The organism is Bordetella petrii (genome assembly GCF_020991325.1).
Taxonomy (GTDB): Bacteria; Pseudomonadota; Gammaproteobacteria; order Burkholderiales; family Burkholderiaceae_B; genus Bordetella_A; species Bordetella_A petrii_E.
This window is the reverse complement of the sequence record NZ_JAJMLX010000508.1, coordinates 1-1,127: the sequence shown is the minus strand read 5'-3', so window position 1 is coordinate 1,127 and position 1,127 is coordinate 1. Positions and strand designations below refer to the sequence as shown.

Genomic DNA, 1,127 nt, shown 5'->3' with positions numbered 1-1,127 from the left:
ACGGCAGCCGCGCCGACCCGCGCCGCGCCGAGATCGAGGCGCGCGCCTTCCTGGCCAAGCACCCCAATGCGCGCAAGCTGCACCTGGCGCTGGCCGGCCTGATGGCCGACCGTGGCGACTACGACGCCGCGCTGGCCGAACTGCAGGCCATGTCGCGCCGCTCGCCCGAAGATTTCGACCTGCTGTTCATGCAGGCCCAGTTGGCCTACAAGGCCGACCGCAAAGACCAGGCCCGCACGCTGCTGCTGCAATACCTGGATGTGCAGAACCAGCGCCAGGAAGCCATTGCGCCCGGTGCGTCGGATGCCGGCGCGGCCGAGGCCGATGCGCGCGTTCTGCTGTCGCGCATCGCCGAAGACCAGGGCCGCTACGACGAAGCCATTTCGCAACTGGGCCAGATCGACGACCCCACGCTGCAGTATTCGGCGCAAATGCGCCAGGCCGCGCTGCGCGCCAAGCAGGGCCGCATCGACCAGGCCCTGGCCATGATCGACGCCGCGCAGCCGCAAGACGAAGACGACCAGGTGCAGGGCGTGCTGACCAAGGCGCAGATCCTGCGCGACGCCAACCGGGTCGACCAGGCCGTGAAAACGCTGGAAGCCGCCAACCAGGCACAGCCCGACACCGTCGAAATCAAGTATGAACTGGCCATGCTGTATGAACGCCAGGGCCGCTACGACGAACTGGAAACGCAACTGCGCCAGGTGATCGCGCTGGACCCCGAACATGCGCACGCCTACAACGCGCTGGGCTACACGCTGGCCGACCGCAACCAGCGCCTGCCCGAAGCACTGGACCTGATCACCCAGGCGCTGGAACTGCTGCCCGACGATCCCTTCATCCTGGACAGCATGGGCTGGGTGAAATTCCGCATGGGCGACAACCAGGCCGCGGCCGACTACCTCTCGCGCGCCTATGCGCAGCGCCCCGAGGCCGACATCGCCGCGCACCTGGCCGAAGTACTGTGGGCCAATGGCAAGCGCCAGCAGGCCCAGGAACTATTACAGGCCGGTTTCCAGAAAGATCCGAAGAACACCACGCTGCTCGACACCGCCAAGCGCCTGGGGGTCCGGCTGTGACCGCCATGGCAGGGTGGGGCGCGCGCCGCGCCGCGGCCGGGTGGCGCG

1 protein-coding gene is annotated in these 1,127 nt (G+C 68.2%); it reads left to right on the top strand.

Translation table 11 applies throughout. The annotated features are described in order from the left end of the window. A partial coding sequence (locus LPZ50_RS25000; protein ID WP_230665520.1) for a tetratricopeptide repeat protein occupies nt 1-1,079 on the top strand: 1,079 nt, incomplete at its 5' end. Nucleotides 1,080-1,127: the final 48 nt, after the last annotated feature.